Source organism: Acidovorax sp., from assembly GCF_021287135.1.
Classification (GTDB): domain Bacteria; phylum Pseudomonadota; class Gammaproteobacteria; order Burkholderiales; family Burkholderiaceae_C; genus Acidovorax.
In genome coordinates, this window is record NZ_JAJTBB010000078.1 from 92,443 (window position 1) to 117,572 (window position 25,130).

25 protein-coding genes and 1 tRNA gene are annotated in these 25,130 nt (G+C 65.4%); 5 read left to right on the forward strand and 21 right to left on the reverse strand.

Annotated elements, in window-relative coordinates; all coding sequences use genetic code 11:
* Positions 1-37 precede the first annotated feature (37 nt).
* From LWW96_RS17760 to LWW96_RS17775, 4 genes are read right to left on the reverse strand one after another with little or no spacing between them, the layout of a single operon-like run.
* The gene (locus LWW96_RS17760) at positions 38-904 is read right to left on the reverse strand and encodes an ATP-binding cassette domain-containing protein (RefSeq protein WP_291489186.1); all 867 of its coding nucleotides are present in this window, start codon (positions 902-904) and stop codon (positions 38-40) included.
* The gene (locus tag LWW96_RS17765; protein ID WP_291489187.1) at positions 901-1,941 is read right to left on the reverse strand and encodes an ABC transporter ATP-binding protein; all 1,041 of its coding nucleotides are present in this window, start codon (positions 1,939-1,941) and stop codon (positions 901-903) included. Before LWW96_RS17765 ends, LWW96_RS17760 begins: the two co-directional genes overlap by 4 nt.
* Before the next feature lie 38 nt (positions 1,942-1,979).
* Entirely contained in the window at positions 1,980-2,852 is an 873-nt protein-coding gene (locus tag LWW96_RS17770) for an ABC transporter permease (RefSeq protein WP_291489188.1), read from the reverse strand.
* Positions 2,853-2,860: 8 nt separating this feature from the next.
* Positions 2,861-3,823, reverse strand: a complete 963-nt coding sequence (locus LWW96_RS17775) for an ABC transporter permease (protein ID WP_291489189.1) — start codon at positions 3,821-3,823, stop codon at positions 2,861-2,863.
* A gap of 211 nt (positions 3,824-4,034) precedes the next feature.
* On the opposite strand from LWW96_RS17775, the gene LWW96_RS17780 reads away from it, so the two are divergent.
* On the forward strand, positions 4,035-4,292 hold the full coding sequence (locus LWW96_RS17780) for a YfhL family 4Fe-4S dicluster ferredoxin (RefSeq protein ID WP_291489190.1): 258 nt from the start codon (positions 4,035-4,037) through the stop codon (positions 4,290-4,292).
* Positions 4,293-4,531: 239 nt separating this feature from the next.
* Here the strand turns inward: LWW96_RS17780 and pth are convergent, their stop codons facing one another.
* The 7 genes from pth to LWW96_RS17815 all read right to left on the reverse strand — a co-directional run bounded on the left by pth (position 4,532) and on the right by LWW96_RS17815 (position 10,540).
* Positions 4,532-5,140, reverse strand: coding sequence for an aminoacyl-tRNA hydrolase (gene pth / locus LWW96_RS17785; RefSeq protein ID WP_291489191.1), 609 nt, complete (start codon positions 5,138-5,140; stop codon positions 4,532-4,534).
* A gap of 246 nt (positions 5,141-5,386) precedes the next feature.
* Complete coding sequence (locus LWW96_RS17790; RefSeq protein WP_291489192.1) at positions 5,387-6,025, reverse strand: 50S ribosomal protein L25/general stress protein Ctc; 639 nt, start codon at positions 6,023-6,025, stop codon at positions 5,387-5,389.
* A gap of 163 nt (positions 6,026-6,188) precedes the next feature.
* Positions 6,189-7,163 (reverse strand): ribose-phosphate pyrophosphokinase, encoded by a 975-nt coding sequence (locus LWW96_RS17795; RefSeq protein WP_291489193.1) that lies wholly within the window; start codon positions 7,161-7,163, stop codon positions 6,189-6,191.
* 46 nt (positions 7,164-7,209) lie between these two features.
* A tRNA-Gln gene (locus LWW96_RS17800) sits at positions 7,210-7,286 on the reverse strand.
* A gap of 30 nt (positions 7,287-7,316) precedes the next feature.
* A complete protein-coding gene (gene ispE / locus LWW96_RS17805) occupies positions 7,317-8,174 on the reverse strand; it encodes a 4-(cytidine 5'-diphospho)-2-C-methyl-D-erythritol kinase (protein WP_291489194.1) in 858 nt (285 codons plus the stop codon).
* A 51-nt stretch (positions 8,175-8,225) separates the two neighbouring features.
* Complete coding sequence (locus LWW96_RS17810) at positions 8,226-8,768, reverse strand: lipoprotein insertase outer membrane protein LolB (RefSeq protein WP_291489195.1); 543 nt, start codon at positions 8,766-8,768, stop codon at positions 8,226-8,228.
* On the reverse strand, positions 8,765-10,540 hold the full coding sequence (locus LWW96_RS17815; RefSeq protein WP_291489196.1) for a tetratricopeptide repeat protein: 1,776 nt from the start codon (positions 10,538-10,540) through the stop codon (positions 8,765-8,767). The genes LWW96_RS17810 and LWW96_RS17815 overlap by 4 nt, the downstream gene beginning before the upstream one ends.
* Positions 10,541-10,569: 29 nt before the next feature.
* Between LWW96_RS17815 and mutM the strand changes: the two genes are divergently transcribed.
* The 3 genes from mutM (at position 10,570) to mutY (ending at position 14,536) form a co-directional block, all read left to right on the forward strand.
* Positions 10,570-11,385, forward strand: a complete 816-nt coding sequence (gene mutM, locus LWW96_RS17820; RefSeq protein WP_291489197.1) for a bifunctional DNA-formamidopyrimidine glycosylase/DNA-(apurinic or apyrimidinic site) lyase — start codon at positions 10,570-10,572, stop codon at positions 11,383-11,385.
* A gap of 116 nt (positions 11,386-11,501) precedes the next feature.
* The gene (locus LWW96_RS17825) at positions 11,502-13,466 is read left to right on the forward strand and encodes a dynamin family protein (RefSeq protein ID WP_291489198.1); all 1,965 of its coding nucleotides are present in this window, start codon (positions 11,502-11,504) and stop codon (positions 13,464-13,466) included.
* Positions 13,463-14,536, forward strand: a complete 1,074-nt coding sequence (gene mutY / locus LWW96_RS17830) for an A/G-specific adenine glycosylase (protein WP_291489199.1) — start codon at positions 13,463-13,465, stop codon at positions 14,534-14,536. The genes LWW96_RS17825 and mutY overlap by 4 nt, the downstream gene beginning before the upstream one ends.
* A 32-nt stretch (positions 14,537-14,568) precedes the next feature.
* Here the strand turns inward: mutY and rapZ are convergent, their stop codons facing one another.
* Genes rapZ through LWW96_RS17845 form a run of 3 tightly spaced genes read right to left on the reverse strand, consistent with a single transcriptional unit; the run spans position 14,569 to position 18,001 of the window.
* Entirely contained in the window at positions 14,569-15,432 is an 864-nt protein-coding gene (gene rapZ / locus LWW96_RS17835; protein ID WP_291489200.1) for an RNase adapter RapZ, read from the reverse strand.
* Positions 15,432-17,102, reverse strand: coding sequence for a DNA repair protein RecN (recN, locus tag LWW96_RS17840; protein WP_291489201.1), 1,671 nt, complete (start codon positions 17,100-17,102; stop codon positions 15,432-15,434). The genes rapZ and recN overlap by 1 nt, the downstream gene beginning before the upstream one ends.
* A 2-nt stretch (positions 17,103-17,104) precedes the next feature.
* Complete coding sequence (locus LWW96_RS17845) at positions 17,105-18,001, reverse strand: NAD kinase (RefSeq protein WP_291489202.1); 897 nt, start codon at positions 17,999-18,001, stop codon at positions 17,105-17,107.
* Positions 18,002-18,029: 28 nt separating this feature from the next.
* Here LWW96_RS17845 and hrcA point away from each other — a divergent pair, with 28 nt between their 5' ends.
* Positions 18,030-19,034 carry a heat-inducible transcriptional repressor HrcA gene (gene hrcA, locus LWW96_RS17850; protein WP_291489203.1) on the forward strand — a complete coding sequence of 335 codons (1,005 nt, stop codon included), beginning with the start codon at positions 18,030-18,032 and terminating at the stop codon, positions 19,032-19,034.
* A gap of 53 nt (positions 19,035-19,087) precedes the next feature.
* Here hrcA and LWW96_RS17855 read toward each other — a convergent pair whose 3' ends face one another.
* Genes LWW96_RS17855 through nifV form a run of 7 tightly spaced genes read right to left on the reverse strand, consistent with a single transcriptional unit; the run spans position 19,088 to position 25,035 of the window.
* Complete coding sequence (locus tag LWW96_RS17855; protein WP_291489204.1) at positions 19,088-19,393, reverse strand: ferredoxin family protein; 306 nt, start codon at positions 19,391-19,393, stop codon at positions 19,088-19,090.
* Positions 19,390-20,700, reverse strand: coding sequence for an FAD-dependent oxidoreductase (locus tag LWW96_RS17860; protein WP_291489205.1), 1,311 nt, complete (start codon positions 20,698-20,700; stop codon positions 19,390-19,392). Before LWW96_RS17860 ends, LWW96_RS17855 begins: the two co-directional genes overlap by 4 nt.
* A gap of 25 nt (positions 20,701-20,725) precedes the next feature.
* Positions 20,726-21,841 carry an electron transfer flavoprotein subunit alpha/FixB family protein gene (locus tag LWW96_RS17865; RefSeq protein WP_291489206.1) on the reverse strand — a complete coding sequence of 372 codons (1,116 nt, stop codon included), beginning with the start codon at positions 21,839-21,841 and terminating at the stop codon, positions 20,726-20,728.
* On the reverse strand, positions 21,838-22,686 hold the full coding sequence (locus LWW96_RS17870; RefSeq protein WP_291489207.1) for an electron transfer flavoprotein subunit beta/FixA family protein: 849 nt from the start codon (positions 22,684-22,686) through the stop codon (positions 21,838-21,840). Before LWW96_RS17870 ends, LWW96_RS17865 begins: the two co-directional genes overlap by 4 nt.
* Before the next feature lie 16 nt (positions 22,687-22,702).
* Entirely contained in the window at positions 22,703-23,044 is a 342-nt protein-coding gene (nifW, locus tag LWW96_RS17875) for a nitrogenase stabilizing/protective protein NifW (protein WP_291489208.1), read from the reverse strand.
* Positions 23,045-23,047: 3 nt separating this feature from the next.
* A complete protein-coding gene (cysE, locus tag LWW96_RS17880) occupies positions 23,048-23,851 on the reverse strand; it encodes a serine O-acetyltransferase (RefSeq protein WP_291489209.1) in 804 nt (267 codons plus the stop codon).
* A 17-nt stretch (positions 23,852-23,868) separates the two neighbouring features.
* Positions 23,869-25,035, reverse strand: coding sequence for a homocitrate synthase (nifV, locus tag LWW96_RS17885; protein WP_291489210.1), 1,167 nt, complete (start codon positions 25,033-25,035; stop codon positions 23,869-23,871).
* Positions 25,036-25,130: the final 95 nt, after the last annotated feature.

Below are 25,130 nucleotides of genomic sequence, written 5' to 3' on the forward strand. Positions count from 1 at the left end.
ACACAAGCGCTTTTTACACCATCGAAACTGTATGTCGTTATGCGACTTTTGCAGCGGCCGCTGCCGCCGCTGCGCGGCGTGCCCGTGCGCGGCCCGGCTGCACCTGCGGCACGGCGCCCACCAGCGACTGGGTGTAGGGGTGCTGGGCGTTGCGGAACAGCTCGCCCGGCGAGCCGCGCTCCACGATCTGGCCCTGGTACAGCACCACCACCTCGTCGCACAGATGATTGACCACCGCGAGGTCGTGGCTGATGAGCATGTAGGTGATGCCGAACTGCTGCTGCAGATCCTGCATCAGGTTGAGCACCTGGGCCTGTACCGACACGTCGAGCGCGCTCACGGGCTCGTCCGCCACGATGAGGCGCGGGCGCGTGATGAGCGCGCGTGCAATGGCGATGCGCTGGCGCTGGCCGCCCGAGAACTCGTGCGGGTACTTGCCCAGGTCGTTCGTGCGCAGCCCCACCTGGGCCAGCACCTGGGCGGCCTGCTCGTGCTGCTCGGCGCGCGTGGTCTGGCCCTGGGCCTGCAGCGGCTCGGTGACGATGCGCTCCACCGTCTGGCGTGGGTCCAGCGAGCCGTAGGGGTCCTGGAACACCATCTGGAAGTCGCGGCGCGCCTCGCGCAGTTCGGCCGGGGGCAGGGCGTGCAGGTTGCGGCCCAGCAGGTGCACGGTGCCGGCGGTGGGCGTGTCCAGCGCCATGACCAGGCGGGCCAGGGTGGACTTGCCCGAGCCGGACTCGCCCACCACCCCCAGGCTGCGCCCCGCGGCAATGGAAAAGCTCACGCCCTTGAGGGCGTGGACGGTGGCGGGCGGCGTGAACAGGTTCTCGCGCGGCAAGGTGTAGTCGCGCACCAGCTCGTGCACCTGCAGCAGGCCGGACGGAATGGGCGGGGGCGTGCTCATGCGGCGGTCTCGGTGGTGGAAAAGTCATCCTGGGCGCTGCGCGCCGCGGCGATGGCTTCGTGGCGGATGCAGCGCACGGTGTGGTCGCCGTCGGCATCGGTGGCGACCAGCGTCGGAGCCGGAGACTCGTGGTGGCAGGCCGGCACCGTATAGCTGCAGCGTCCCGCAAAAGGGCAGCCAGCGGGCAGGTCCACCAGCTCGGGCACGGTGCCGGCAATGGTGGACAGGCGCGGGCGCTGGCCCGGAGCATGGCGGGTGCCCAGGTGCGGCCGCGCCGCAAACAGGCCGCGGGTGTAAGGGTGGGCCATGGCGGAGAACACCGAGGCCGTGGAACCGCTTTCGACCACGGTGCCGCCGTACATCACCATCATGCGGTCCACGTTCTGCGAGATGACGCCCAGGTCGTGCGAGATGAGGATCATGGCCATGTGCCGCTCGGCCACCAGGTCGCTGATCAGGTCCAGGATCTGCTGCTGGATCGTCACGTCCAGCGCCGTGGTGGGTTCGTCGGCAATCAGCAGGTCGGGGCTGCAGGCCAGCGCCATGGCAATGGTGATGCGCTGGCGCTGTCCGCCGGAAAACTGGTGGGGATAGGCGTCAAAGCGCTGCGCGGCGCTGGGGATGCCCACGCGGTCCAGCAGCGCAATGGCCTCCTTGCGGGCGCTGGCGGCATCCATGCCGCGGTGCAGGCGCAGGGGCTCGGCCACCTGGCGGCCGATGGTGTGCACGGGGTTCAGCGCCGTCATCGGCTCCTGGAACACCATGCCGATGCGGTTGCCGCGCATCTTGCACATCTGCGCATCGGTGCGACCCACCAGCTCCTGCCCGTCAAAGCGGATGCTGCCGGACACCTGCGCGCTCTCGGGCAGCAGGCCCATGAGCGACATGGCGGTGATGGACTTGCCGCAGCCGGACTCGCCGATCAGGCCCAGGGTCTCGCCGCGTTCCAGCGAAAAACTCACGCCGCGCACGGCATCGGCCGGGCCCCGGTGGGTCTGCAGGCGCACGCGCAGGTTGGAGACTTCTAGCAAGGACATCGTGGGGCTCGTGGCGGGCGGTTCTTCTGGGAGCGTCATCAGCGTTTGCGCGCCAGACGGGGATCGAGCAGGTCGCGCAGGCCGTCGCCCAACAGGTTCAACCCCAGCACGGCCAGCGCAATCGCCACGCCGGGCCAGACGGCCAGCAACGGCGCCTGGAACATGAGGGTCTGCGCCTCGCTGAGCATGCGGCCCCACGAGGGCTGGGGCGGCTGGGTGCCCAGGCCCAGGTAGGACAGCGCGGCCTCGGCCAGGATGGCAATGGCGAACTGGATGGTTGCCTGCACGATGAGCACGGACAGGATGTTGGGCAGCACATGCTCGAGGGTGATGCGCCAGCCGCCCTTGCCGCAGGCACGCGCGGCCATGATGTATTCACGCGACCAGACGGCGTTGGCCGAGGCGCGGGTCACACGCGCAAAGGTCGGGATGTTGAAGATGCCGATGGCGATGATGGAGTTGACGATGCCCGCGCCGAACACCGCCGTCATCATGATGGCCGAGAGGATGGCCGGGAAGGCAAAGGTGAAGTCCGCCAGCCGCATGATGAGCTCTTCCACCCAGCCACGGCGGGCCGCGGCCAGCAGGCCCAGGGCCGTGCCGATGGTCAGCCCGATGCCCACCGCGATCACGCCGACCAGGATGGAGTTGCGCGCCCCCACCAGCAGCAGCGAAGCCACGTCGCGGCCGAACGCGTCGGTGCCCAGCCAGTGCGTGGCGGAGGGCTCGGCCAGCTTGTTGGCCAGGTCCATCTCGTAGGGCGACCAGGGCGTCCACACGAATGAGAGGGCCGCGGCCACGACCAGCAGCAGCGACAGCACGGCGCCAATGGCAAAGCTGCGGTGGCGCAGCGCGCGGCGCAGCCAGCCGGGGGCGGCCGCTACGGAAGCAGGGGAAAGGGCAGCGCTCATGGAGGGGGTCAGATGTCGGAGGCTTTCACGCGGGGGTCGATCACGGCGTAGAGAATGTCCACCACGAAATTCACGATCACCACCATGGCGGCCAGCAGCATGACGCAGTTGCGCACCACGATCAGGTCGCGGTTGGAGATGGACTGGAAGATCAGGCGCCCGAGCCCTGGCAGGTAGAACACGTTCTCTACCACGATGGTGCCGGCCAGCAGGTTGGCAAATTGCAGCCCCATCACGGTGACCACGGGGATCATGGCGTTGCGCAGCACATGGCCCCAGAGCGCCGCGCGCTGCGACAGGCCCTTGGCGCGGGCGGTGCGCACAAAGTCTTCGCGCAGCACCTCCAGCACCGCCGAGCGGGTGATGCGCGCCAGGATGGCCGCCTGCACCACGGCCAGCGCGATGGCCGGCAGCAGCAGGGCCTTCAGGGCTTCCAGCGGGCTGCCGCCGGCGTCTTCCGTCCAGCCCGGAAAGCCACCCGCAGAGAACCACTGCAGCTTCACCGAGAACAGCAAAATCAGCAGGATGGCGAACCAGAAATTGGGAATGGCGATGCCGATCTGCGCCAGGGCCATCACGCCCACGTCACCGAGCTTGTTGTGCCGCGCCGCGGCATAGACGCCTGCGGCGAGCGCCAGCACCGTCGTGATGACCATGGCCATGAGCGCCAGAGGGATGGTCAGCGCCAGGCGCTCCAGCACGAGATCCACCACCGGGGTGCTGTAGGCGTAGCTGTCCCCCATGTCCCCCACCAGCAGGCCGCTGATCCAGTGCCAGTAGCGCACGCTGGCGGGCTGGTCCAGCCCCAGCTTGGTGGCCAGGGCGGCCACGGCCTCAGGGGCCGCATCCGGGCCCATCAGGATCTGGGCAGCATTGCCGGGCAGGATCTCCAGCACCAGGAACACAACGATGGATGCGCCGATCAGCGTCGCCGCAAGGGTGGCAAACCGTTTGAGAAAAAACAGACCCATGGAGTACGCGACAGAGGAGGAAGTGGTGCGGGGAGCGAGGACTGCAAATTAATGTGTATACACAGCATAACGGTAAATGTGTCCCCGTCAGCCGTGGTGGGTTGCAGTGTGGCATGCAAAGCACATGCCAGTGCCGCGGGATAATACGGAGCATGAATTGCGCTCTGCACCTGCTGGCTGTTGCCGCCCCCCCGTCGCCCGAGGAGGCCCTATGGCGCTGATGATCACGGACGAATGCATCAACTGCGACGTCTGCGAGCCCGAGTGCCCCAACCAGGCCATCTTTCTGGGGCAGGAAATCTACGAGATCGACCCCGGCAAATGCACCGAGTGCGTGGGCCACTTTGACGAGCCGCAGTGCGTGCAGGTGTGCCCCGTGGCGTGCATCCCCGTCAATCCACAGCACGTGGAAAGCCGCGAAACCCTGTGGCAGAAGTACCAGCGGCTGCAGGCGGCGGCCGCTGGCTGAGTTTTAGTGTTTTTGCCTGACTAGCGGCCTACCTCAGACGCTTTCTCCTCCCCACCCGTTCGGGCTGAGCCTGTCGAAGCCTTGCACGCGCGCTGCAAGCCCTGGCTTCGACGGGCTCTGCCCGAACGGATGGAGTGGTATCTGAGACAAGTAACTAATCAGGTGTTTTTAGGCTCTAGCGCCCGCCCATCAATCGCTGGCGGCTATAAAAATTATAGCAATCTGCCCCTGCGCGCGGTTCAATCTTCCGTGGGCTTGGGCGGCTTGGGGCGGGGCGGCTTGGTGGTGTGGATCAGCAACGTGGCCTTGTCCATCTCGCCAGCCAGCAGGGCCGGATAGGCCTTGAGCGAATGCGCGATGCTGTCTTCGATCAGCGTGCGCTGGTCGGGCGATGGCTTCTTGAGCACCCAGTTGGCGACTTCGCTCTTGATGCCCGGATGGCCGATGCCGATGCGCAGGCGCCAGTAGTCGGGCGAGCCCAGCTGGCCGTGGATGTCGCGCAGGCCGTTGTGCCCCGCATGGCTGCCGCCGCGCTTGAGCTTGGCCTGGCCCGGCGGAATGTCCAGCTCGTCATGCACCACCAGGATCTCGTCCGGCTGGATCTTGAAAAAGCGCGCCAGCGCCGCGACGGACTTGCCCGAAAGGTTCATGAACGTCTGTGGCTGCAGCAGCCACACGCTCTGTCCATGGACCGAAGTGCGGGCCACCAGGCCGTGGTAGCCCCGCTCGGGCACCAGCGTGGCCTTGAGCTCGCGCGCCAGCGCATCAATCCACCAAAAACCCGCGTTGTGCCGCGTGGCTTCGTAGTCCGGCCCTGGATTGCCCAGGCCCACAAACAGCTTGATCATCCGCGGATTATCGGTGGGACGGACGCCATTTTCGCCCCGTGTGGGCCGCTATCGGGCGGGGCAGGAGCGGCAGGCGCGTGGCTGCGGTCCGCATTCGTCAAGGCGCTGCCGTGGGGCGCCACCGTCAACGGACATCTTCGCGGGCCAAAAAAAAGACCCACACAGGTGGGTCTTTGGCGGCCAGCCGGATGGGCTGGCCAGGGAGGTGCGGGGCCGGGACCCCGCCATGCAAGCGCAGCGAAGTGATTACTTCTTGCCCTTGCCCTTGCCCTTGGCGTCTGCTGCGGGGGCTGCTTCGGCGGCAGGGGCTTCCACGACCTCGACCGGAGGCACCACGGACACCAGCACGGGGTTGTTGGTCTGGCCGCCGCGCACCTTGGGCGCCACGCCCTTGGGCAGCTTGATGTCCTTCAGGTGCAACGAAGCGCCCTTTTCCAGCTTGGACAGGTCCACAGCGATGAATTCGGGCAGATCGGACGGCATGCAGGTCACGTCCAACTCGTTCACCACGGGGTTGACCATGCACTTGTCGACCTTGACGGCGGGCGATTCTTCAGCACCGCTGTAGTGCAGCGGCACCTTCATGTGCAGCTTGGTCTTGTCGTCCACGCGCTGGAAATCGATGTGCAGGACCAGTTGCTTGTAGGGGTGGTATTGCACGTCGCGCAGCAGGACCTTGCTGGTCTTGCCGGCCACTTCCATGTCCAGCACGCTGGAGTGGAAGGCTTCCTTCTTGAGGGCGTGCCACAGGGCGTTGTGGTCCACTTCGATCAGTTGGGGCTCGGCAGCACCACCGTACACGATGCCAGGCGTCTTGCCCGAATTGCGCAGACGGCGGCTCGCACCCGTACCCTGCTTGGCGCGCTCAAAAGCGACGAAGTTCATAGTTAGCTCCTGAAAAGAGGCGACCGCGACCAGTCGTCCTCCGTTTTGAAAAAGACCCGAAACCCCGGTGGGCCTCAGGCCTGCTGGTTGTTCTCGCACAGGAAACAAGCCTCCGCAGGGGAGGCTTGTGCGCGAAATCCGCCGGCGGCCTTCGCCGCGGGGATCAGAACAGGTTTTCCTGGTCCGAGAACAGGCTCATCACCGACTCCCCCTTGGCAATGCGCTGGATCGTCTCGGCGAACAGCGGGGCCACGGAAAGCTGGCGAATCTTGGAACATCCCTTGGCGTTGTCGCTCAGGGGAATGGTATTGGTCACCACCACTTCGTCCAGAGCCGTGCCCTTGGAGATGCGCTCAATGGCGGGACCCGAGAAAATGGGGTGGGTGCAATAGGCGTACACGCTCTTGGCGCCGCGCTCCTTGAGCACCTCGGCCGCCTTCACCAGCGTGCCGGCGGTGTCGATCATGTCGTCCATGATCACGCAGTTGCGGCCTTCGATTTCACCGATCACGTGCATGACCTCGGACACGTTGGCCCGAGGGCGCCGCTTGTCGATGATGGCCAGATCGCAACCCAGCTGCTTGGCCAGCGCACGTGCGCGCACCACGCCACCCACGTCGGGAGACACGACGATCAGGTCATCGTAATTCTTCTGGCGCAGATCCCCCAGCAGAACGGGGGAGGCATAGATGTTGTCCACCGGGATGTCGAAGAAACCCTGGATCTGGTCGGCATGCAGGTCCATGGTCAGCACGCGGGCCACGCCCACGGCCTGGAGCATGTTGGCCACCACCTTGGCGGTGATTGGCACGCGCGTCGAACGGGGGCGGCGGTCCTGGCGGGCGTAGCCGAAGTAGGGGATCACGGCGCTGATGCGTTCGGCCGATGCGCGCTTGAGCGCATCCACCATGATCAGCAGTTCCATCAGGTTTTCGTTGGTGGGCGCGCAGGTGGACTGCACCACGAACACATCGCGCGCACGCACGTTCTGCTTGATTTCGACGGTGACTTCGCCGTCGGAGAAGCGACCCACGTCGGCCGCGCCCAGAGGGGTGCCGAGGTGTTGGGCAATTTCAGCTGCCATGCCAGGGTTGGCATTGCCGGTGAAAACCATGAAGTCGGGTTGATTGGCTTGCATGAGAGTCCCAGCAATCTGAAAAAAGGCCCGTACGCGAGAAGATATTTGGCAGGGGAAGAAGGATTCGAACCTTCGCATGCCGGAATCAAAATCCGGTGCCTTAACCAGCTTGGCGACTCCCCTACACAGGTTGACTGCCGAAGGCAGCCCACCTTAATCTTCGTCTGATGCCCACCCTGCCAGAGGATGAACCATCAGATTTTCACATGGCTTGACTTGCCAGCCCTCAGGGGCTCCGGACAAATCCACCGCATGTGACATTTGCGCAAACACTGCACTTCCTGAGCCTGTCATCCGGCCTTGCAATCCGCGTTTTCCCAGCCATTGAATGGCTTGAGTCACATCCGGGCACAAGGCTTCTGCAACGGGCTGCAAGTCATTTCGACCGAAGTCAAAGTGTGCTGCAGCAAAGCCTAAGATTGTAGCACTATCTGAATCACGTTTCAAACTCGGCGACGAAAAAATTGTTTTTGTCTCCAAGCCTGCTGCGGGCTTCACTACCGCGAAGCGCGCTTGTGGCACTTGGTGCGCTTTCTCAAGCGGCGCTATTGTCTCACCAATTCCTTCCACCCAGGCGTTGCCCCCGCATAAAAAAAACGGGACGTCTGCGCCCAGTGTCAAGCCGATCTTCTGCAGCGCGCCGCGCGACAGGCCCAGGCCCCACAGTTGGTTGAGCGCCAGCAGGGTGGTGGCCGCGTCGGACGAACCGCCGCCCATGCCCGCCTGCGAGGGAATGCTCTTCAAGACCCCAATGTGCACGCCCTCGGAACACCCGGTGGCCTGTTGCAGTGCCAGGGCGGCCCGCACGGTGAGATCGGTCTCTGGAAGGGGCGCGCCCAGGTCTTCGCGGGTGATCCGGCCATCCGTGCGCCGGGTGAAATGCAGCGTGTCGCACCAGTCGATGAGCATGAATACCGATTGCAGCAAGTGGTATCCATCGGCACGGCGGCCCATGATGTGAAGGAACAGGTTGAGCTTGGCCGGGGCTGGCACGTCGTACAGGGAATGCATGGGGCAGGGGGCACCAGAAGCGAAATGGCGCCTGGATTTTCAAAGGACTGGCTAGCGCGTCAGCGCAATGCGCAAGGTGGCTTGGGGTGCGGGCTCGTCGCGCTGGGCCACCAGCCGGCCTTGCTCCAGCGCGGAAAGGTCCGCCCTCCAGCCGGGCGCGCTGGCTGGCTGGCCCTGGAACCAGCGGAACAGCGCGGCCACGGGGATGGGCGCCCCAGCGACCTCCTGCAGCAGTGCGTCGAGCGAGTCGGAGCGGCGTGTTTCCTGGGCGGTCGTCAACTGGGCGTAGCCTTCGTTCCATTCCACCTGGGCGATCCGGGTGCCGAGGGGGCTGGTCAGCGCCAGGCCGCCCTGGCGCTCGCTGCCCCACAGTTCAAACAGGGCGGCGAACGACTGCGCGTTCTGCCCCTCGACCTGCAGTGAAAGGCGGCCGGACCACGTGTTCTCTTCCCCGGCAGGCTTGAGCGGCGCCTGCGCGCAGCCCGCTAGCCACAAGGCGCAGACTGCCCAGAAGAGCCATCGGGCGTATTGCCAGCCGGGGCCGTTCCAGGGCCGGGCGCCGGTCTGGTTTGTGTGGGATGCGGTGTGGGTCAAGGCTGCGCCCCCAGGCGCTTGAGTGTTTCCTTGAGGGTCTCGTTGTCAGGGCTGGTGCGAAAGCCCTCTCTCCAGACGGCCCGGGCGGCATCCTGGTCGCCGAGGCTCCAGAGCACTTCCCCTAAATGGGCGGCAATTTCCACATCGGCCCGCGCCTTATAGGCGGCTTCCAGGAGCCGGCGGGCCTCCGCCTTGTTGCCCATGCGGAATTCCACCCACGCCAGGCTGTCGTTGATGAACGGATCTGACGGCGCGAATTCCAGCGCTTTCAGGATGAGCTGCTTGGCCTCTTCCAGCCGCTGGCCGCGATCCGCCAGCGAGTAGCCCAGCGCGTTGTAGGCGTGGTGGTAGTCCGGCTTCTGTGCGATGACCTGCCGCAGGAGTTGCTCCATCAGTTCGGGGCGGCCCGCCTTCTCGGCCAGCATCGCTTGGTCGTACACCAGTTCCGGGTCGTCGGGCTCCAGCGCCACGAGTTCGCTCTGGACTTTGTAGGCGTCCTGGTAGAGGTGCAGGTCGCGCAGCAACTGCACTTCTGCCAGCAGTTTCATGCGTTGCTGCTCGGGCGATGTGCCGGGCAGATTGCGCAGCAGCGCGCGCGCCTCGGCGATTTTTCCTTGCCGTGCCAGCAGGGAGGCGCGGCGACTTTGGGCGCTGAAGAGGTCTTCTGCACTGTCGATACGCGCCAGCCAGGCTTCGGCCGCCGCATAGTCCTTTTTCTTCTCCGCAATCTGCGCATGCAGCAGGTATGCCTGGGTCAGGCCTCGTTGGCGCAGTTCGGGGTCCGCCGCGGCGCTGGCCAGTTCCATGTAATGCTGCAGCGCGGCTTCCGCGGCGGGCAAGCGGTTGTCCTGCAAGTGCAGATTGGCAAGCACCAGCCATGCCTCGGGCAGGTCCGGCTTCTCCTTGGTCGCCGACTCGAGCTGGCGGGCCGCGTCGGGGTAGCGCTGCAATCCGAGCAGCACCCTCGCGTAGGCCATGCGCAGTTCTGGCACAGGCTGGTGCGCAAGCGCCTGGGCCACCACGGGTTCGGCGTCCAGCACGTTTTCTTCCATCAGCTCCAGCGCCAGCCGGGCTGCGCCTTCATTGGCGTTGTCCAGGACCTGGGCCTTGCGCGCGGCCTCCAGCGCGCCGGGCTTGTCCCCTGCGGCCAGACGCAGTCGACCCAAGGACACCCAGGCGACCGGGCCGGTCGCGGGGTGCGAGAGTTCGTCCACCAGCGCGGATTCGACGACCTTTACGGCCAGCGCCTTGTCACTGGCACGGCCATACAACTGGGGCAGTGCGGCCAAGGTCGATGCCTTGGCGCGCGGGGAGGACTGGGCCAGTTCCTGGCGAAGCAATTCCGGCGTTTCGGCAATGCGGTTCAGCGCCACGAGAATCTGCAGCACGTAGCGGTTCGCCTCGCGCGACTCCGGCAGTGCGTCCTTCCAGGCCTTGGCGGCTGCCAGGGCGTACTCGCCCGAGCGGGATTGCAAGGCGATGTCTGCCGCCCGCTGGTAGAGCTGGCCGTCGGCGCTGCGGCGTGCAGCCTCCAGCATGAAGGCGTACCCCGCGCCGGGATCGCCGGTGCGGGCGCTGAGTTCTCCGAGGAAGATCTCGTAGAACAGATCAGCGTCCAGCGCGGGGTTGGAAACCACTGCCGGTTCGTCCGCAGGGGGGGGCGGCGTGTCCGCCTGCTTGGCCCAAACGCCCTGGGCGACGACGGCCGCCAGGGCGGTCAATAATGCGGTCCGAAAGCTCTGAAATAGCACCATCGGGCCATAATAATCCATGCCTGCTGTCCTGCCGCCCTGGTCTTTCTATGCCTGAGTTGCCCGAAGTGGAAGTCACGCGCCGCAGCGTGGCGCAAGCCGTCGAGGGCGCACGCATCCGGTCGGTGGAGCTGGGCAAGCCCTTGCGCTGGCCGTTGGGCTGCGCGCCGCAGATCCTGGTCGGGCAGGAGGTGCTGGGGGTTCGCCGCCGGGGCAAATATCTGTTGTTCGACCTGAGCCAAGGGATGCTGCTGGTGCACCTGGGCATGTCGGGCAGCCTGCGCTTTGCCGAGAGTCTGCCGCCGGCCGGAGCCCACGACCACTTCACCCTGGTGACCACCTTCGGCACTTTGCGGTTGCACGACCCCCGGCGGTTCGGCGCCGTGGTGTATGCGGCGGGCGAGCAGGACCCTGTCGCTGCCAAGTTGCTTGGCGGGCTCGGAATGGAGCCTCTGTCGGATGCCTTTTCTCTGGAGGCGTTTCGGCTGGGCCTGAAAAAGAGCCGCCTGCCCATCAAGCAACTGCTGCTGGCGGGCCGCCTGGTGGTTGGGGTGGGCAACATCTATGCGTCGGAAGTGCTGTATCTTGCCGGCGTCCGTCCCACCACGGCGGCTTCCCGCATCGGGCCTGTGCGTGTTGAAAAGCTGCACGCGGCGATTCGCTCCGTGCTGGCACGGGCGGTGGAGATGGGCGGGAGCACGTTGCGGGATTTTTCCAGCGCGGACGGATCGGCCGGCCACTTTCAGGCCCAGGCAAACGTGTATGGACGCGGGGGCGCGCCCTGCTATCGTTGCGGTGCCTCCATCCAGCTGATTCGGCAGGGGCAGCGAAGCAGTTACTTCTGTCCCGGATGCCAGCGTCCCTGAGTTGTGGAGCTTTGCGGTCCCTGGGGCGGGGGCAGCGGCTCGTCGGTCGATGCTATATTTTGTGTCTGCCTGCCGGGTTGGCGGGGACATTGTTTTCTTAGACCTCCGGGAGCAAAGTGGGCCCTTCCTTTAACGAGCAGTTCGACCAGCACGGCGTCTGGCGGCGTGAGTTCGCCCTGCAGCTCAAACGGCTGGCGGAGTGGATGTCCTCCCACGAGCTCATGGACGCGGCCGTCCAGGAACGGCTGGCCCGCTTGGAGGAGCAGGTGCGCAGCGACAAGGTCATGGTGGCTTTTGTCGCAGAGTTCTCCCGCGGCAAATCGGAGCTGATCAACGCGATCTTCTTTGCGGACTACGGACGCCGCATCATGCCGGCGAGTGCCGGGCGCACAACGATGTGTCCCACCGAGTTGGGATATGACGCCAGCGTGGCACCTTGCCTGCGCCTGCTCCCCATCGAAACCCGGCTGCAAGTACAGAGCCTGGCAGAGTGGCGGATGAAAGCCGACCGCTGGCAGGAAATCCCCTTGGAAATAGGGAACGCGGACCAGATCGCTGCAGCGCTCGAAAAGGTCTCCGAGGTGCGCAAGGTCAGCCTGGATGACGCGCGCGCCCTAGGTTTCTGGCACGACGACCTGGTCGAGGAAAACCCGGTCCCGGATGCGGACGGGTTGGTGGAGGTGCCCATGTGGCGCCATGCGGTCATCAACATCCCGCATCCTTTGCTCAAGCAAGGCCTGGTGATTCTGGACACCCCCGGACTGAACGCCGTGGGCGCGGAGCCTGAGCTGACGGTGAACCTGATTCCGCAGGCCCATGCGGTGGTGTTCATTCTGGGGGCGGACACCGGGGTGACCCGCTCCGATCTCTCGATCTGGCGGGAGCACTTGGCCACGTCGGCAGAGAGCATCGACGCCCGCTTGGTAGTGCTGAACAAGATCGACACGCTGTGGGACACGCTGAACTCCGCAGAGCAGGTGCAGGCGCAGATCGAGCGTCAATGCCGCACCTCTGCGGAAATGCTGGGCGTTCCGCTAGACCGGGTGGTCCCTGTCTCGGCGCAGAAAGGCCTGGTCGCCAAGATCACGGCCGATGACCTGCTGTTGGAAAGCAGCGGATTGCCTGTCCTTGAAGACGCTCTGGCGCGGGGCATCATGGGACGGCGCCAGTCCATCCTGCGGGCTGCCGTGGCCAACGGGGTGTCCAGCCTGCGGGCGGAAACCTCCCGTGTCATCAATATCCGGCGCCGGGATCTCGACGACCAGATGGCCGAGTTGCGCAGCCTGCGGGGCAAGAACGCCTCCGTGATCGAGTCCATGCGCCACCGCATCGAGCAGGAGCAGCGCGAGTTCGACCTGAGCACGGCCAAGATCCAGGCCGTGCGGGCGGTGCATCTCAAGCTGCTTCGCGACGTGTTTCAGCAGTTGGGGGCCAAGTCGCTGAAGGCAGAGTTGGCGGAGTTGGCCCAGACACTCCAGCACAAGGGGCTGAAGCTTGGCGTTAAAAAGATCTACGTCCAGACGTTCGACCAGCTGCGGGGTACGTTGGACAAGGCGCAAGCCTCCGGCACCGAGATCCAGGCCATGCTGGGCGGGACGTTCCGGCAGCTCAACGCGGAATTCGGCTTCTCGCTGCAGGTGCCATCGCCACCGCAGCTGGAGCATTTCATTGGTGATCTGAACCAGATCGAGCAAAGCCATTTGCAGTATCTTGGTGTAGGCAACGCGCTGAAGCTCGCGCAGCCTGAGTTTGCCGAGCGGCTGGTGCGTGCGCTGGCGATGCGGCTGCGCACCGTCTACGAATCTGCGGCCAACGATCTGGAGTTGTGGAGCAAGTCGGCGACAGCTCAGCTGGATGCCCAGTTGCGCGAGCGCCGTCGCAGCTTTGCGCGCCGTATCGAGGCCGTGGACCGGATACAGCAAGCGGCCAGCGGCTTGGTGGAGCGCATTGCCGAAATTGAGGCGAGCGAGGAAGAGCTCGTCCAGCTGGAACAGCGGCTGCAGGAGTTGACGGGCCGGCTGGTGGCGCTGCCCGGCACTGCGGGTGTGACCGCAGCGGATGGCCTCGCGCAGTCCGCATGAGGGCCCCGCTACCGGAGAACCTTGCCGAACGGGTGGTTGCATGGCAGGCCTCCCATGGCCGCAACCACCTGCCCTGGCAGAAGACGCGGGACCCCTATCGGGTCTGGCTCTCGGAAATCATGCTGCAACAAACCCAGGTGGCCACGGTCCTGGAGTACTACGCGCGCTTTCTCGAACGTTTCCCCGACGTGGCGGCCCTGGCGCGAGCCGACCAGGACGAGGTGATGGGGTTGTGGAGCGGCTTGGGCTATTACACCCGTGCCCGCAATTTGCACCGTTGCGCCCAGCGCGTGGTCGACACCCACGGGGGCGAGTTTCCTCGTTCGGCGCAAGAGCTGGCAACGCTGCCCGGGATCGGCCGTTCGACTGCTGGCGCCATTGCCGCGTTCTGCTTCTCAGAGCGGGTCCCTATCCTGGACGCCAATGTCCGGCGGGTACTGACCCGTGTACTGGGGTTTGAAGAGGATCTGGCGCAGGCTAAAAACGAGCGCGCGCTGTGGGGGGCGGCCCAGTCCCTGCTTCCGACCACCGATCTCGCGGAGGCCATGCCCCGGTATACCCAAGGCCTCATGGACTTGGGCGCGTCGGTGTGCACGCCGCGCTCGCCAAAGTGCCAGGCCTGCCCCCTGGTCGCTTGCTGTGCAGCATTTGCGGCGGGCGACCCGGAGCGCTATCCCGTCAAGACACGCAAGCTGCTTCGCCGGGCGGAGTCGTGGTATCTGCTGGTCCTTCGCAATGCCGCTGGGGCCGTGTGGTTGCAGCGCAGGCCTGCCGACGGCATTTGGGCAGGTATGCACTGCGTGCCCGTGTTTGCCGACAGGGCGGCATTGCAGGACTGCGTGGCATCCCTCGGGGATGCCTGCGACTTGGCGATGGAAGAGCTCCCGCCATTCGTCCATGTCCTGACACACCGGGATTTGCACCTTCACCCTGTGTTGGTTGCTGCAGGGGCGTCAGCGCAGCCTGGGCAGGACCCCGGGGACTGGTATGGCCCTGAGGCATGGCAGGGCATGGGTTTGCCGGCGCCGATACGCAAGCTGCTGGACGCGACCCGCTCGGCGCTCTGGTGAGGGTTCTGCGGGCGGGGCGCTGATCGCGCCGTCTATCTGCCGTCCAGTTCTCGGTGCCTCTTGAGCGTGCTCCAGCGGTGGCCCATGGCTTCCGAGAGTTGCTCCACCAGGTAGACCGAGCGGTGCTGACCGCCTGTGCAGCCCACGGCGACCGTGACGTAGCTGCGGTGATTCCGGTCCAGCATCTCCAGCCAATGGGTCAGGAACTGCTCAATATGCGCCTGCATCAAGGACACGTCGGGCTGCTGGCGCAGGAACTCTGCCACCGAGGCATCCAAACCGGTCAGGTCGCGCAGCGAAGGCTCGTAATGTGGATTGGGGAGCATGCGCACATCGAATACGTAGTCCGCGTCCATCGGGATGCCCCGCTTGAATGCAAAGGACTGGAACACCAGCGTCATCTGCCCATGGGTGGTGGCCAGCAGGCTCTTGACGTAGCTCTGCAGCTGGGACGCCCGTATCGTGCTGGTGTCGATCACGTGCGCTTCTTCACGCAGCTCGGCCAGCAGTTCCCGCTCCAGCTCAATGATCTGCACCAGCGCCCGCCGTCCCTTCTGGAGGTCGTCGTTTGAAAGAGGGTGGCGCCGCCGTGTTTCCGAAAAGCGCCGCACCAGCGTGTCGATGGTGGCGTCCAGGAAGATAGATTGCACCGAGACACCCTGGCTCCGCAGGCGCTTCAGTTCCTGGGGAACTTGGTGCAGGGAGGTTGCGCTGCGCACGTCCATCGCAATGGCCACGCGGTTGCCGTGGTGGCGGTGCTCCAGTGCCACAAAGGCGGGAAGCAGTTCCGGCGGCAGGTTGTCCACGCAGTAGTAGCCGGCATCCTCCAGCGCGTGCAGTGCGACGGACTTCCCGGAACCGGACATGCCGGTAATCAACACGATTTCGAGCGCCATCAGTGGATCCCTTGAGGCGCCACTGCCGCCAGATCGAGCATTTCGCGCGCGTGGGCCAGCGTGGTGCTGGTAGGCTTTCCGCCGCCCAGCATGCGCGCTACTTCCGCAACCCGGGCATCGCCTTCTACCAACGCCACGGTGCTGGTGGTGCCCTTGTCGCTCTTGTGCTTGGAAACCTTGAGGTGATGGTGGGCGCAGGCCGCCACCTGCGGCAGGTGCGTGACGGCGAGCACCTGCCGGTCCGCACCCAGGCGCTGCATCAGCTGGCCTACGGTTTCCGCCACCGCTCCGCCCACGCCGGAATCCACCTCATCAAAAATGAGGGTAGGGGCGACTCCCAGTTCGCTGGTCGTCACGGAAATGGCAAGCGAGATGCGAGAGAGCTCGCCCCCCGACGCCACCTTGCCGACCGGCTTGGGCGTTGTACCGGGATGGCCTGCCACCAGAAACGCAATATCGTCGATGCCGTGGGACGCTGGTTCGGACGCCTTGGACACCGCAACCTCGAATTTGCCGCCTTCCATGCCCAAGCCCTGCATGGCGTGCGTGATGGCTGCCGACAGTTTGGGAGCGGCCTTGGCGCGGTCCAAGGATAGCGCGCGCGCGGCCGAATGATAGGCTTTAGCGCTGGCCGCCTCGGCGTTTTCCAACTGTTCGAGGTCCGTAGCGGCATCCAGGGCCAGTAGTTCTTTTTTCCAACTCGACAACAGGGCGGGTAACTCGGCAGGCGGCCGCTTGTAGCGGCGTGCCAGTGCCATCCACAGCGAGATCCGGCTGTCGAGTTCTGCCATGCGCTGTGGATCAATCTCCGCATGGCGAAGGTACATCTGCAGCGAGTGCACCACATCGTTTGCCTGAGCCAGGCTGGAGGAAAGGATGTCCGCCAGATTGGCGAACTCTGGCTCGATATGTTCCTGGTCTTGCAGCAGCGCATGTGCGCGCGTGAGGCCAGTCAGCGCACCCGACTCCTCGCTCTGCAAGACCTGGAGAGCGCCCTCGGCACTGTCCAGCAGTGCTTGCGCGTGCGAAAGCCGCTTGTGCTGGGCTTCCAGTTCGTCCCATTCGCCTTCCGCTGGCGCGAGCTTGCCCACCTCGCCGATCTGCCATTGCAGACGTTCACGTTCTTGTTGCAGCGTGGATTGCGCCATGCGCGCCCGTTCCAGGGCATGTTGATTCGCGCGCCATTGCGCCCACCGTGCTGCCGTCTCGGCCGTTTGCAACCCCGCAAAGGCGTCCAGCAGTCCGCGCACCGATTCCGGGCGGGTGAGGCTTTGCCAAGCGTGCTGACCGTGGATATCAAGAAGGTTGTCACCCAGCGCCCGCAACTGGCCTGCCGTGGCCGGCGCGCCGTTGATCCATGCGCGGCTTTTGCCCTGGGTGTCGACGGTACGGCGCAACAGCAGCACGTCCTCCAGCGCGAAACCGGCTTCTTCCAGCCAGGGCTGCACATGGGGCGGGCAGTCGAACTCGGCACTCAGATCGGCTTTGTCGGCCCCGTCCCGAACCACGCCCGCATCGGCGCGCGAGCCCAGGATGAGCTGCAGTGCGTCGATCAGAATGGACTTGCCCGCACCGGTCTCCCCGGTCAGCACCGTGAAACCCGCCGCCAGGTCGAGTTCCAGGGCCTGGACGATCACAAAATCCCGCAGCGTGATCCGCCTGAGCGCCATGGTCAGGAGCCTCCTTCATTCCAGCGCAGCTTCTTGCGCAGAGTTGCAAAGTAATTCCATCCTTCAGGGTGCAGAAAGCGCGCGCAGTGTTCCGACCGCTTGACCAGGATGCGGTCTCCGTGCAGCAACGATGCCAGCGACTGCATGTCGAAATTGGCGCTGACATCGCGGCCGCTCACCACCTCGACCGCCACTTCGGTGGCATCGGAAAGCACGATGGGCCGGTTGGACAGGGTGTGCGGCGCAATGGGCACCAGCACCCAGCCTGGAATGGAGGGGTGGAGCATGGGGCCACCGGCCGATAGCGAATACGCCGTCGAACCCGTAGGGGATGAAATGATCAACCCGTCGGCACGCTGGTTGGCCACGAAACGCCCACCCACTTCCACCCGCAGTTCGACCATGCCAGAGGTGGCTCCGCGGTTGACCACTACGTCGTTCATGGCCAGGGCCTCGTACACGGTCCGTTCGTCCCGCACCACCTTGGCGTGCATGAGGGGACGCAGGTCTTCCTCGTATTCCCCTTGCAGCATGGCCGGCAAAGTGGTTCGGTAAGCGTCGAAGGGAATGTCGGTGATAAAGCCCAGGCGGCCCTGGTTGATGCCAATCAGCGGGGTGCCGAAGCGCGCAAGCCGCCGGCCGATGCCCAGCATCGTGCCGTCCCCGCCCACGACCAGGCCCAGGTCGCATCGGGATCCGATCTCATCCGCCGTGAGGACGGGGTAGTGCGCAATGCCCGTATTGCTCGCGGTCTCTGCCTCCAGCACCACTTCGCAGCCCTGGCGCTCCAGCAGGTGCGCAATATCTTCCAGGGCTTGGCGCAGGCTGTCTCCTGTGGGACCTGCCGATGAAGCGTGGTACTTGCCGATGAGCGCCACATGGCGGAATTTGGACGTCATCGTGAAATTACATCATTAAAATGATTCCATGCTCGATGACCGTGCCAAGTTATTGCTCAAAGCTCTGGTCGAGCGCTATATCGCTGACGGGCAGCCGGTCGGGTCGCGCACGTTGTCCCGCGCTTCGGGGCTGGATCTCTCGCCTGCGACCATCCGCAACGTGATGGCCGATCTGGAGGAACTGGGGCTTATTGCCAGTCCGCATACATCGGCTGGACGGGTCCCGACCGCCAGAGGTTACCGCCTGTTTGTGGACACCATGTTGACCGTGCAGCGTGATCCGCTCACGGCCCCGCAGCTGGCGCCCGAGCAGCCGCAGAAAGTGATCGCGAACGCAGCGCAGTTGCTGTCCAATCTGTCGCAGTTTGTGGGGGTTGTGATGGCTCCACGGCGGACTTCGGTGTTCCGCCACATTGAATTCCTGCGCCTGTCCGAGCGGCGTTTTCTGGTCATCATCGTGTCGCCTGAAGGTGACGTGCAGAACCGAGTGATCTTCACGGATGCGGACTATTCGTCCTCCCAGCTCGTCGAGGCTTCCAATTTTCTGAACGCCCACTACGCCGGGCTCGCCATGGAGCAGGTCCGAGAGCGCCTGCGGTCCGAGGTGGATGTGCTGCGGGGTGAGATTGCGTCTCTCATGCACGCCGCGGTGAATGCGGGGTCCGAGGCGTTGTCCGCAGCGCAGGAGGAGGTCGTCATCTCCGGCGAGCGCAATCTCCTGTCGGTCAGTGATTTCTCCAGCGACATGGGCAATCTGCGGCGGGCTTTTGAGTTGTTCGAGCAAAAGACCCAGATCCTCCGGTTGCTGGACATTTCCAGCCAGGCCGAAGGGGTGCGCATTTACATTGGCGGAGAGAGTCAGGTAGTGCCGTTCGAGGAACTGTCCGTCGTCAGCGCACCCTACGAGGTGGATGGGCAGGTGGTCGGAACGCTGGGGGTCATTGGTCCGACGCGCATGCCCTACGACCGGATGATCCAGATCGTCGATATCACCTCCAAGCTGGTGTCCAACGCGCTTAGCCATCGTAGGTAAGCTGCTGGAGCCAGGGCGCAGCCTCGCCGAGCGCGCAGGCTTGGGTGCTTGCCTCAGCCGAATTTGAATAGGATGCCGTGCCCGCCCCGGGGGTACTCCCAGTTCACATTGCTGTGCTCCGAGCAGATGATGCGGCAGCTGCCGCACTCCAGGCAGCCATCGGTGATCAGCGTCACGCTGCCGTTGCCCTCCGCCTTGTAGCAGGACGCCGGACACACGTGCGTGCACGACTGGTCCGTGCAATCGTTGGAGCAAATGGCGGGGTCCTTGATCTGGATGTGGGGCCGGCCGGCGTCCACCCGGTAGCGGTTCTGGAACAGCTTTTCTTCGACGTTCACATGCGTGGCGGCGGTACTCATCGGAAGGCCCTCCAGAGTTTGACGGCGTCGCCCACCAGGCCGGTGAGTGACCGCGAGTTGCGGAAGCTCGAAAAAATCTCGCGTTCCTTGGTCTTCTTGTCCACCCCGTCGACGGTGAACATCTTGTGCGCGGCGCGCGAGACCAGCTCCGGGTAGGTGGTGAAGAACTGGTTGTTCTTGTGGAACACGCCCGGCATGTCACGGTACTTGTGCAGGTCCTTCATGACGAAGCTCTTGTCGAGTTCGGTCTTGTAGGGCTTGAGCGCGGCCTCGTTCATCGGCAGGCCAGCGGCCTTGGCAGCGATCACGGTTTCGGCGGCCAGGCGCCCTGTGGTCATGGCCAGGTTGGAGCCCTCGCGGTGCACCGCGTTGACGAACCCGCCCGAGTCGCCCACGATCATCCAGCCGTTGCCATACACCTTGGGCACCGCATAAAAGCCACCCTCGGGGATGAGGTGCGCGGCGTACTCCTTCATCTCGCCGCCCTGGATCAGCGGGGCAATGGAAGGATGCTGCTTGAGCCGCTCAAGCAGCGCATAGGGGCTGGTCTTGTTGGGGCTGGCCTTGAAATCGCCCAGCATGCAGCCGATACCCAGCGTCAGCGACTCCTTGTTGGTGTAGAGGAAGCCCGTGCCCATCATCCCGTCGGTGATCTTGCCGACCATCTCGATGACCACGCCCTCCTCTTCGCCGATGTTGAAGCGCTGGCGGATGGTCTCTTCGGGCAGGAACAGAATCTCCTTGACCGCGAGCGCAACGTTACCCGCCTTGATCTCGCCGTGAAACCCCGCCTTGCGTGCCAGCGTGCTGTTCACGCCGTCCGCGAGGATCACCACGTCGGCGTACACGTCGCCCGCTTCGCGGTCGCATTGCACGCCCACCACCTGGTCGCCGTCCATGATGAGATGGTCCACGGTGGTCTCGCAAATCAGCAGCGCCCCGGCCTCGCGCACCTTGGAGCTGAACCACTTGTCGAACTGCGCGCGGATGATGGTGTAGCGGTTGTAGGGCGGCTTGTTGTAGTCGTCGCTGCGGTAGTGCGTGCCGACGAAGCTGTTGTCGTCGAGCACCCAGACACGCTGCTCGATGATGTGCCGTTCCAGCGGGGCGTCTTCCCGGAAATCGGGAATGATCTTCTCCAGCGCGTCGCTGTAGAGGATGGCCCCCTGCACATTCTTGCTGCCCGGGTATTCCCCGCGCTCGATCTGCAGGACCTTGAGGCCGGCCCGGGCCAGCGTGTAGGCGCAGGCGTTGCCCGACGCGCCGGCGCCAACCACGATGGCGTCGAATTGGGAGGGTTTCTTCATGGCGTTCCCCTTGAGGTGAATGGGCTTAGGCCACCTGGCGGCGGGCCTTGGCCAAGTGCTCGGCGAAGGCGCTCGTCAACGCGGGCAGCACCTGCAGGGCATTGCCGACGATGCCGTAGTGCGCGAAGTCGAAAATGGGCGCATTCGGGTCGGTGTTGATCGCGACGATCACGTCCGAGCTTTCCATGCCCACGCGGTGCTGGATGGCGCCGCTGATGCCTGCGGCGATGTAGAGCTTGGGGCGCACCGTCTTGCCGGTCTGGCCCACCTGGCGGTCCGCCTCCACCCAGCCGGCCTGCACGCACGGCCGTGTTGCGCCCACTTCGCCGCCCAGCACACGTGCCAGCTCGAACACCAGCTTGAAGTTCTCGGGGTTCTTCAGACCCTTGCCGCCGCTGACGATCACGTCCGCGTAAGGCAGGTTGATGCGGTTGCTGTGCGCGTCGGCAATGAAGTCCAGCAGCTTGGTCACGATCTGCGTCTCGACCATGCCCAGCGTGTCCTGGACGATCTCCCCCGTGCGACCGGTCTCGGCGCGTGGCATGGCCATCACCCGCGGGCGCACCGTGGCCATCTGGGGACGGTAGGCCAGCGTCATGATGGTGCACAGCAGCGAGCCGCCAAAGGTCGGCCGCGTGGCAGCCAGGGCCTTGGACGCGGGGTCGATGTTCAGCTCGGTGCAATCGGCGGTCAGGCCCGTGAGCAGCGTGGTGGCTACCGACCCCGCCAGATCGCGGCCCATAGACGTCGCGCCCAGCAGCAGGATCTCGGGCTGGTACTTGTTGACCAGGTCCGTCAGGCCCTTGGTGAAGGGCTCGTTGCGGTAGCCCTTGAGCACCGGGTCGTGGACGATGTAGGCCTTGTCGGCGCCAAAGGTGAAGGCCTCAGCCGCGTAGGCTTCCAGCGGCTCGTCGTTGCCGCCGAGCACCACCACGCCGACCTGGCTGCCCAGAATGTCGGCCAGCTTGCGGGCTTCGCCCAGCAGCTCCCACGACACACTGTGCACATGGCCGCGGTCGTGTTCGATGAACACCCACACGCCCTTGTAGGCCTTGAGGTGTTCTGGCAGCTCGGTGTTGCGTCCGGCGCGCCCGGCGGGGCGCCGGGCGGGAGCAGCCGATGGGGCGGTGGGGGCGTTCATGCTTCCTCCTTCATGAGCAGGTCGGCTTCCAGGGTGGGGTGGCGTGTAAAGATCTTCTGCAGCAGGTTCAGCGACACGTCGCGCAGGGTCGAGGTCTCCAGCGCCAGCATCTCGGCCTTTTCGCTGCGCGGCGTGGGGCCGAACACCTTGCTCACCACCGTGGGCGAGCCCTTGAGGCCGATCTTTTCGAGGTCCTCGATGCCTGCGTCCTCCTTGTTCCATTTGCGCACTGGATAGGCGGCGGCGTGGATCATGGCCGGCAGGTTGGCAAAGCGCAGTTCGTTGGTGTTCTCCAGCATGGTGATGAGGCAGGGCAGCGCCGTCTTGAGCACCTGCACTCCGCCCTCCGCCCGCCGCTCCACGGTGATGGTGTGCTGGTCCAGGTCGGTTTCGACGATGCGCGACACATAGGTCAACAGCTGCAGGCCCAGGCGCTTGGCGATGCCCGGGCCGACTTGCGCGGTGTCGCCGTCAATGGTCTGCTTGCCCGTGAAGACGATGTCCACGGCCTGTTCGCGGGCGATCTGCCGGATGCCCGCTGCGAGCGCATAGGACGTGGCCAGCGTATCGGCCCCGGCAAAGGCGCGATCGGTGACCAGCACGGCGTCGTCGGCACCGAAACTGATGCACTTGCGCAAGGCTTCTTCCGCCTGCGGCGGCCCCATGCACAGCACGGTCACCTTGCCTCCAAACTGGTCCTTGAGGCGCAACGCTTCTTCCAGCGAGAACAGGTCGTAGGGGTTGACGATGGCCGGAACCCCCTGGCGCATGATGGTGTTGGTGACGGGGTGGACGCGGATCTGCGCCGAGTCAGGGACCTGCTTGATACAGACGACGATGTGCATGGGATGCTCCTTGGGTTCAGGCGGCAAGGCGGGACGGCGCCGAATGCTTGAGGCTTTCCAACGAGACGTGCTGCTTGCCCCCCACGTCCTGGAACACCTTGAAGACCTTCTCCTGCGCCGGGGTGGAGGTCACGAAGTCCGCATAGGCGCGGGCCAATAGTTCGCGGTACGCAGTGAACAGTGCCAGTTCGTCGCCCGAGGGCGGCACCTGGCCCTGCTGGCGCAGGTACTGAAAGAAGCGCTTGAGGATGTGCAGCCGGCTGACGTTGACCACCGCCGGGTCGAACGGCACACCGAAGAACTGCAGAAAGTCCTCTGCCGATGAGAGGTTCTTGAGGCGGGTCAGAAAGTCATCCATGGGTCACTCCTCGGGAGTCGGTGGTGGGATGTCGCAGCCGGAGGCGGACAAGGTGCAGCCGGCGCCGCATGCGCCTTCGGAAGTCTGCGGCGCAGGGCCCCCAGCGCTGTCGAGTCCGCCGTGGGGCGCGTTGCGGCCTGCGGCCCAGGCGCGTTCGAGCCGGGCCAGGCGGTCCAGCGCGCAGACCATGGCTTTGCCGACCGGGTCCGGGATCAGGTGGTGGTCCAGGTCGAAGCCATGGGGCGTGCTGCGCCGGGGCGCGACCACCCTGCCGGGAATGCCAACCACGGTGGCCCCCTCGGGAACGGGCGCGATCACCACCGAGTTGGCGGCCACACGGGCGCCGTTGCCGACCTGGATCGGCCCCAGGATCTTTGCTCCCGCCCCCACCACCACGCCGTCGCCCAGGGTGGGATGGCGCTTGCCGGGGTTCCAGGTGGTGCCACCCAGCGTCACGCCGTGGTAAAGCGTCACGTCGTCACCGATCTCGGCGGTTTCCCCGATGACGACGCCCGCGCCGTGGTCGATGAAGAAGCGCTCGCCAATGCGGGCGCCCGGGTGGATGTCGACGTTGGTCAGCCAGCGCGAGGCGTAGGACACGCAGCGGGCCAGGTAGCGCCAGCCGCGCGTCCACAGCGCATGGGCAATGCGGTGGTGTGCCGTGGCCTGCACGCCGGGATAGATGGTCCAGACCTCCAGGCGGTTGCGCGCCGCGGGGTCTCGCTGCAGGGCACAGTCCACGTCGCTGCGCACCAGCGTCCACCAGCCACGGCGGCGGGGCAGGCGCTGTTCATGCGCGGCGAGCATGGTGTCCTCCGGTGGGGTCATGGCGCGACGGCTTGCCGGCTTGCGCCCGCACCTGCCGCGCGTGGCGTGGTTTCGGCCAGAAAGCGCTGCAGGTCCTGTGATGTGGGCGCCTGCTTGGCCGTTTCGGCATGGGCGCGAATGCGGCCGAGCAGCCGGCCGGTCAGGCGCTCGTCATCGAGCGGGATGCCGATTTCGCCGTAGGCATGGCGCACCGCCTGCGACCCCGAATGCTTGCCGAGCACGGTACGCCGCTGGCGGCCCAGCTCGGCGGGGTCGAAGCTCTCGTAGGTGCTGGGATTCTTGAGCAGGCCATCGATGTGGATGCCCGATTCGTGCGTGAAGACCGCATCACCCACGATGCTCTTGTTGGCCGCCACCGCGCGGCCCGATGCCCGCGCCACTTGGCCCGAGATGCCCACCAGCGCCTGGGTGGCCACGCCAGTGTCGCCGCCCAGCAGATGGCGCACGCCCATGACCACCTCTTCCAGCGCGGCGTTGCCTGCGCGCTCGCCCAGCCCGTTGACGGTGGTGTTGGCGTGTGTGGCGCCGGCCCGCAACGCGGCCAGGGTGTTGGCCGTGGCCAGGCCCAGGTCGTTGTGGGCGTGAATCTCGATGCCGATGTCGATGCACTCGCGCAGGCGTGCGATGGCCTCGTGGGTCGAGAAGGGGTCCAGCACGCCCAGCGTGTCGGCGTACCGTACCCGTTGCGCTCCGCACGCCTGGGCCAGCCGGGCGACTTCGGTCACGAAGGCAGGGTCGGCCCGGGAAGCGTCTTCCAGGCCCACGGACAGCTCGCGGCCGCTGGCTTGGGCCCGGGTGAGCACCCGGCGGACTTCCCCCAGTGCCCAGGCGCGCGACTGGCGCAGCTTGTGGCGCAGATGGATGTCGGACACCGGGATCGACAGATGGACGATGTGGGCGGGGGTGCGCAGCGCCAGGTCCAGATCGCGGTCCGTCATGCGGCCCCACACCATCAGGCGTGCCGGCAACTCTTGCGCGGCGATGGCGGCGATGCAGGCCATCTCCTCAGGCCCCATGGCCGGGATGCCGACTTCCATTTCGCGCACGCCCGCATCGGCCAGTGCACGCGCAATGGCGCACTTTTCTTCCACCGTGAAGGCCACCCCCGCTGTCTGCTCGCCATCGCGCAGGGTCGTGTCGTTGATGATGGGGTGAGGTGCCATGTTGCGAGGTCCTTTTCGTACCTACTGCAAACGGTGTGCCACGGGGAATCCGGTCCTTTTTGTGCGCTTTGGCGGCGGCTTGGTGGGGGGCGCAT

Excerpts from the sequence above, each read along its gene's own strand:
- LWW96_RS17760 (WP_291489186.1), bottom strand. The coding sequence starts at position 904 with ATGAGCACGCCCCCGCCCATTCCGTCCGGCCTGCTGCAGGTGCACGAG.
- LWW96_RS17765 (WP_291489187.1), bottom strand. The coding sequence starts at position 1,941 with ATGTCCTTGCTAGAAGTCTCCAACCTGCGCGTGCGCCTGCAGACCCAC.
- LWW96_RS17770 (WP_291489188.1), bottom strand. The coding sequence starts at position 2,852 with ATGAGCGCTGCCCTTTCCCCTGCTTCCGTAGCGGCCGCCCCCGGCTGG.
- LWW96_RS17775 (WP_291489189.1), bottom strand. The coding sequence starts at position 3,823 with ATGGGTCTGTTTTTTCTCAAACGGTTTGCCACCCTTGCGGCGACGCTG.
- LWW96_RS17780 (WP_291489190.1), top strand. The coding sequence starts at position 4,035 with ATGGCGCTGATGATCACGGACGAATGCATCAACTGCGACGTCTGCGAG.
- pth (WP_291489191.1), bottom strand. The coding sequence starts at position 5,140 with ATGATCAAGCTGTTTGTGGGCCTGGGCAATCCAGGGCCGGACTACGAA.
- LWW96_RS17790 (WP_291489192.1), bottom strand. The coding sequence starts at position 6,025 with ATGAACTTCGTCGCTTTTGAGCGCGCCAAGCAGGGTACGGGTGCGAGC.
- LWW96_RS17795 (WP_291489193.1), bottom strand. The coding sequence starts at position 7,163 with ATGCAAGCCAATCAACCCGACTTCATGGTTTTCACCGGCAATGCCAAC.
- ispE (WP_291489194.1), bottom strand. The coding sequence starts at position 8,174 with ATGCATTCCCTGTACGACGTGCCAGCCCCGGCCAAGCTCAACCTGTTC.
- LWW96_RS17815 (WP_291489196.1), bottom strand. The coding sequence starts at position 10,540 with ATGGATTATTATGGCCCGATGGTGCTATTTCAGAGCTTTCGGACCGCA.
- mutM (WP_291489197.1), top strand. The coding sequence starts at position 10,570 with ATGCCTGAGTTGCCCGAAGTGGAAGTCACGCGCCGCAGCGTGGCGCAA.
- mutY (WP_291489199.1), top strand. The coding sequence starts at position 13,463 with ATGAGGGCCCCGCTACCGGAGAACCTTGCCGAACGGGTGGTTGCATGG.
- rapZ (WP_291489200.1), bottom strand. The coding sequence starts at position 15,432 with ATGGCGCTCGAAATCGTGTTGATTACCGGCATGTCCGGTTCCGGGAAG.
- recN (WP_291489201.1), bottom strand. The coding sequence starts at position 17,102 with ATGGCGCTCAGGCGGATCACGCTGCGGGATTTTGTGATCGTCCAGGCC.
- LWW96_RS17845 (WP_291489202.1), bottom strand. The coding sequence starts at position 18,001 with ATGACGTCCAAATTCCGCCATGTGGCGCTCATCGGCAAGTACCACGCT.
- hrcA (WP_291489203.1), top strand. The coding sequence starts at position 18,030 with ATGCTCGATGACCGTGCCAAGTTATTGCTCAAAGCTCTGGTCGAGCGC.
- LWW96_RS17855 (WP_291489204.1), bottom strand. The coding sequence starts at position 19,393 with ATGAGTACCGCCGCCACGCATGTGAACGTCGAAGAAAAGCTGTTCCAG.
- LWW96_RS17860 (WP_291489205.1), bottom strand. The coding sequence starts at position 20,700 with ATGAAGAAACCCTCCCAATTCGACGCCATCGTGGTTGGCGCCGGCGCG.
- LWW96_RS17865 (WP_291489206.1), bottom strand. The coding sequence starts at position 21,841 with ATGAACGCCCCCACCGCCCCATCGGCTGCTCCCGCCCGGCGCCCCGCC.
- LWW96_RS17870 (WP_291489207.1), bottom strand. The coding sequence starts at position 22,686 with ATGCACATCGTCGTCTGTATCAAGCAGGTCCCTGACTCGGCGCAGATC.
- nifW (WP_291489208.1), bottom strand. The coding sequence starts at position 23,044 with ATGGATGACTTTCTGACCCGCCTCAAGAACCTCTCATCGGCAGAGGAC.
- cysE (WP_291489209.1), bottom strand. The coding sequence starts at position 23,851 with ATGCTCGCCGCGCATGAACAGCGCCTGCCCCGCCGCCGTGGCTGGTGG.
- nifV (WP_291489210.1), bottom strand. The coding sequence starts at position 25,035 with ATGGCACCTCACCCCATCATCAACGACACGACCCTGCGCGATGGCGAG.